The sequence below is a fragment of the Streptomyces sp. NH27 genome, from assembly GCF_056859195.1.
In genome coordinates this window covers 1-4,787 of the sequence record NZ_JACEGK010000578.1, presented here as the reverse complement: position 1 = coordinate 4,787, position 4,787 = coordinate 1, and the positions used below count along the sequence as shown (strand labels likewise).

Below are 4,787 nucleotides of genomic sequence, written 5' to 3'. Positions count from 1 at the left end.
GGCCTTGGTCGCGTAGATGTCGACGTACTCCTGGCCGCCGAGGTACATCACCTGCGACATCACCTCGTCGGTGACCGCGCGCAGCACATAGCGGTCGCGGTCCATGCCGTCGTACCGGGAGAAGTCCAGCGGGGTGCCGAAGCGGACCTTCACCGGGGCCAGCCGCGGCATGCCGTTGCCACCCGGCTGCACCTTGTCGGTACCGATCATCGCGAACGGGATCACCGGGGCGCCGGTCATCAGCGCGAGCCGGGCGATGCCGGTGCGGCCGCGGTAGAGCCGGCCGTCGGGGGAGCGGGTGCCCTCGGGGTAGATGCCGAAGATCTTGCCCTCCTCCAGCACCCGGCGCCCGGTCATCAGAGCAGCCACGCCGCCGCGGGCGCCGTCACGGTCGACCGGGATCATGCCGCAGGTGGTGAAGAACCACGCCATCAGCCGGCCCTTGACGCCCTTGCCGGTGACGTACTCGTCCTTGCCGATGAAGTAGACCTGCCGGTCCACCACCAGCGACAGGAACAGCGAGTCGATGAAGGTGACGTGGTTGCCCGCCAGGATCACCGGGCCGTCGGCCGGGATGTGCTCCAGGCCCTCCACCACCGGCCGATACAACACACGCATCAGCACCAGCAGAATCGCCTTCAGCACGCTGCGGGACATGCGGGACAACGGACCCCTCCGGGCTCGTACGGACGTCAACCTGCGGACCGACCCTACCGGCCCGTACGTCACGACGATACTTCCGCGCACGCCCCCAGCGCACGCCGGGTTCACCCACCGGATACCGCACGTCGGCGCAGGCCGTGCCGGGCACCCGCGACAACGGTCCGGCCGGGCCGCCTTGCCGGAAACGCACCGGGAGTTGGGAATCTCACAGGCCCGTCCCGCCCTGGTCGGATGCCGGCGGGGGATACGAGCCGGGGCCGGTCGTGAATCGGAGGGTTGAATCCCCGGTGGGACGGGGTAATGCACGGTAAACAGCCGACGTCCCGGTGTGCCTCCGGCCCGCCCCGGCGACGCTGTGCCGGACACCGCAGCAGCGGTACCCGGCCGGTTCGTTTGTGCGATCATCGGCGCCAGCGGAGGCGACATCGAGCGCACATTCGCATCAACTCCGCACAGGCACACGTTCCGGGCGCACACCACACCCTCAACCGCCCGGACGGATTTCGAAGGGGAGGCCCGCGCGACATGGGCATGAGCGTGACCATCTCTACGGCGAACCACGACGACGCCGAGAAGATCCTGAAACTCCAGTACCTGTGCTATCAGGGCGAAGCCGAGCTGTACGGCGACTACACCATCGAACCGCTCACCCAGACCCTCGACGAACTGCGCGCCGAACTCGCCGGAGGCACCGTCCTCGTGGCGCGGCTCGGCGAGGAGGTCGTCGGTTCCGTCCGCGGTGCCGTCGACGACGACGGCACCGCCCGCATCGGCAAGTTGATAGTCCACCCGCGCCTCCAGCGGCACGGACTCGGCGGGCGCCTGCTCGCCGCTCTCGAAGACCGCCTCGCCGCCGAAGCCGAGGCCAAGCGCTACCGCCTCTTCACCGGCCACCGCAGCCAGGTGCACCAGCGGATGTACCGCAAGCTCGGTTACGAGCAGGTGGGCGCCGCGGAACCGGTCAACCGCCGGCTCAGCCTGGTGCACATGGAGAAGTCCGCGCAGCAGCCGCCGACCCCGGCCGGAAGCTACGCGGCCACTGCCTGACCGGTACTGAACGGCGCCGGCCGGCACTGACCGGTGCCGGTCCGGTGCGCTACTCGCCGTCGCCGGTCCCGGCCGGCTGTGCCGGCGCCGTCTCCGTCCCCTGCCGGGTGGAGCGGCGCAGCCACAGCAGACCGGCGACCGGCAGCGCGATCGGCAGGAAGACATAGCCGACCCCGAAGTCCGACCACACGGTCGCGTCGGGGAACGCCGAGGAGTCGACGACGGTCAGGATGCCCACGGTGATCACCCCGAGCAGCTCCGCCGAGCAGGAGACCAGGGCCACCTTGCGGGCCGACTCGCCGCCCCGCCACAGCGCGATCGTGATCACCGCGTAGACCACCCCCGCGACCCCGGACAGCACGTACGCCAGCGGCGCCTCGTGGTACTTGGTGCTGAGCTGCACGATCGAGCGGGAGAGCGCGGCCACCGTGAAGACCCCGTACAGCGACAGCAGCAGCCGCCCGGGTCCGGTGCCGATCTTCGCCTTCGCTACGGCCTGAGCCGGCTCGGGCCGGGCCGCCGTGGCCCGGACCTTCCCGGACTGCTCGGGCTCGGGCCGGGCCGTCTGCGGTGCTGCCGCCGTCTCGACCGCCGGCTGGGGTGACGTCACGTTGCTGCCTTCCACTGTGTTCCCGGTACTGCCCTCAGCCATGTCCCGCTCCCCAGATCTGGTGCAGCCGCAGTTCCAGCACCGCCAGGATCACCCCGCCGGCCGCGACGATCGCCGATCCCCAACGGGTGCGCTCCGCAAGCGACATGACCGCCGCCGCCGGGATCGCGCACACCGCGCCGATCAGGTAGGGCACGAACACCGCCAGCCCGTGTTCGGGCCGGTCACCCCGGGCGAGCTGGACGATCGAGACGACGAGCTGGGCCAGGACCGCGAGGGTGACCACGGCCATCCCGGCGAAGTGCCAGTCCTTCGTCGCCGAGTCGCGGTACGCCGCCCAGCCGCACCACGCCGCGAGCAGCAGCGCGAGCACGGAGACCGTCCAGATGACCCAATCGAGCATGCGACGACTGTATTACGGGCGCCGAACCGCCCTCGCTCCCGGGTTACCGCATCCCCGGCCACTGCTCAGCCGTGCCGTACCCAATACACGTCGGTGGTGTACGGCATCTCGATCGCGCCGCTGCCCCGCGTCGCGTCGTGCGCGCTCAGCACCGCCTGGAGCTCCGCCCGCACCCGCTCCTGCCGGGCCGGGGCGAGCACGGCTATGTGGCTGGACGACATCATCCGCTCCACCACGTCGGCGACGGTCGTGGAGTGCGGGTTCGGCCAGTGCCGCTCCTCGATCGCGCCCCAGCCCGGCCGGGCGGCGAACGCCTCGCGCCACGCGCGGCCGGGGCCGCCGGGGGCGTCCGGCCCGGCACCCGCGGCGGGCACCGGGCCGGAAACCATGCCCGTACCTGTGCCCGTACCTGTGCCTGCGGCCGTATCCGTGCCCTTGTCCGCGCCCGCGTCCGTACTCGTGCCTCCCGGGCCCGAGGCCAGCGGGGGGCTCGGCAGGTCGCGCGGCGCCAGCCGGAAGTAGATGTCCTGGTAGTCCCGCACCCACGGCACCGACGTGTCGTACGTGTTCCACACCAGCACCAGCGCCCCGCCCGGCCGCAGCAGCCGCTCGACCTCCGCCAGCGCCCGGTCCGCCTCGAACCAGTGCCAGGACTGCGCCGCCACCACCGCGTCCGCGCACCCCGCGCGCAACCCGGTGTCCTCCGCGGTGCCCGCGGACACCGCGACCCCCGGCAGCAGCTGCGCCAGCCGCTCCCGCATCTCCGCCACCGGCTCCACCGCGAGCACCTCGGCCCCGGTCAGCGCCAGCAGCCGGGTGAACTTGCCGGTGCCGGCCCCCAGATCGACCACGGTGCGGCCCCGCTCCAGCGGCAGCGCGTCCGCGAGGGCGGCGAGCGCCGCGAGCGGGTAGGAGGGCCGGGAGCGCTCGTAGACCCCCGCGGCCCGCTGATAGCCGACTCCTGCTGCGTGGTGCACTCTCACGCGGGCTGACGGTAGCAGGGTCGGATGACGTTCACGGATCCCCGGACCGAACGGCAGGACACCCGATCGCCCGCCCATTCCCCTTACCCTGGAAGCGAGTTCGCCGACATCGCCCGCGCCGCGCCGCCTCATCGCGCCGACCCTGCCCGGCGCACGCCGGGCGCGATACTGCATGCTGGGCAATCCACCCATGCCCTGGTTACGGAGCACGAATGACCTCCACCTTTCCGGACATCTCACTCAGTACGGACCGGCTGGTGCTGCGCCCGTACGACGAGGACGACATCCCCGCACTCGTGGAGATGATGAACGACGACCTGATCGCGGCGTGGACGAACGTGCCCCAGCCCTACACCGCCGCCGACGCGCTCGACTTCGTCACCAGGACCGCGCCCGCCGAGCGGGAACAGGGCCGCGGACTGGTGCTGGCGGTCACCGAGATGCTCACCCAGCGGCTGGTCGGCACCGTCACCCTCCAGCACACGGACTGGCGCATCCGCGGCACCGAGGCCGGGTACCTCACCGCCAACTGGGCCCGGGGCGAGGGATACGCCTGCGAGTCCGTGCTCACCGTGTGCCGCTGGCTCTTCCGGGAGCAGGGCTTCGAACGGGTCGAGCTGCGCACCGCCGCCGACAACACCGCGTCCCAGCAGGTCGCCCAGAAGATCGGGTGCGTCAGCGAAGGGGTGCTGCGCAGCGCCGGGATCGTCCGGGCCCGGCCCGACGCGGACCCCGCCGGGGCGTGGACCGAGGTCCGTACGGACCTGCTGGTGTGGAGCTTGATCCGGGAGGACCTCGATGACCCGGCTTCCCTCGGGGGGTCGGCTCGCGCCGGGCGTCGTGCGGATGCCGGTGCGGCGAACTACGCCGACGACTACAGCGCTTTCGCCGACTGGCGCTGAAGCCCCAACGGGTCCGCCCGGGTTGCCCGGTCCTGTGGGTGCCGGACCTTGCGATCGGTGGGTGGCGGGTCCGCCCGGGTTGCCCGGTCCTGTCGGTGCCGGACCTTCCGGTCGGTGGGTGGCTGGGGGTACCTCCCAGGCGAAGCTCTGGGGGAGCGCAGTTCCCCGCGCCCCTGGGT

6 protein-coding genes are annotated in these 4,787 nt (G+C 71.9%); 2 read left to right on the top strand and 4 right to left on the bottom strand.

What is annotated here, in order from left to right; genetic code table 11:
• On the bottom strand, positions 1 to 657 hold a 657-nt coding region (locus tag AC13HU_RS32305; protein ID WP_483045536.1), incomplete at its 3' end, for a lysophospholipid acyltransferase family protein.
• A 531-nt stretch (positions 658 to 1,188) separates the two neighbouring features.
• On the opposite strand from AC13HU_RS32305, the gene AC13HU_RS32300 reads away from it, so the two are divergent.
• On the top strand, positions 1,189 to 1,710 hold the full coding sequence (locus AC13HU_RS32300) for a GNAT family N-acetyltransferase (RefSeq protein ID WP_483045535.1): 522 nt from the start codon (positions 1,189 to 1,191) through the stop codon (positions 1,708 to 1,710).
• A 49-nt stretch (positions 1,711 to 1,759) separates the two neighbouring features.
• Here the strand turns inward: AC13HU_RS32300 and AC13HU_RS32295 are convergent, their stop codons facing one another.
• The 3 genes from AC13HU_RS32295 to AC13HU_RS32285 all read right to left on the bottom strand — a co-directional run bounded on the left by AC13HU_RS32295 (position 1,760) and on the right by AC13HU_RS32285 (position 3,706).
• Positions 1,760 to 2,362 (bottom strand): hypothetical protein, encoded by a 603-nt coding sequence (locus tag AC13HU_RS32295; protein WP_483045534.1) that lies wholly within the window; start codon positions 2,360 to 2,362, stop codon positions 1,760 to 1,762.
• Entirely contained in the window at positions 2,355 to 2,723 is a 369-nt protein-coding gene (locus AC13HU_RS32290; protein ID WP_483045533.1) for a hypothetical protein, read from the bottom strand. Before AC13HU_RS32290 ends, AC13HU_RS32295 begins: the two co-directional genes overlap by 8 nt.
• Before the next feature lie 65 nt (positions 2,724 to 2,788).
• Positions 2,789 to 3,706: a class I SAM-dependent methyltransferase gene (locus tag AC13HU_RS32285; protein WP_483045532.1), complete on the bottom strand. Its 918-nt coding sequence runs from the start codon at positions 3,704 to 3,706 to the stop codon at positions 2,789 to 2,791.
• A 212-nt stretch (positions 3,707 to 3,918) separates the two neighbouring features.
• Between AC13HU_RS32285 and AC13HU_RS32280 the strand changes: the two genes are divergently transcribed.
• Positions 3,919 to 4,608, top strand: a complete 690-nt coding sequence (locus tag AC13HU_RS32280) for a GNAT family N-acetyltransferase (protein WP_483045531.1) — start codon at positions 3,919 to 3,921, stop codon at positions 4,606 to 4,608.
• Positions 4,609 to 4,787: the final 179 nt, after the last annotated feature.

Bases quoted from the DNA above. Each gene is read 5' to 3' on its own strand.
- AC13HU_RS32300 (WP_483045535.1), top strand. From the start codon at position 1,189: ATGGGCATGAGCGTGACCATCTCTACGGCGAACCACGACGACGCCGAG.
- AC13HU_RS32295 (WP_483045534.1), bottom strand. From the start codon at position 2,362: ATGGCTGAGGGCAGTACCGGGAACACAGTGGAAGGCAGCAACGTGACG.
- AC13HU_RS32290 (WP_483045533.1), bottom strand. From the start codon at position 2,723: ATGCTCGATTGGGTCATCTGGACGGTCTCCGTGCTCGCGCTGCTGCTC.
- AC13HU_RS32280 (WP_483045531.1), top strand. From the start codon at position 3,919: ATGACCTCCACCTTTCCGGACATCTCACTCAGTACGGACCGGCTGGTG.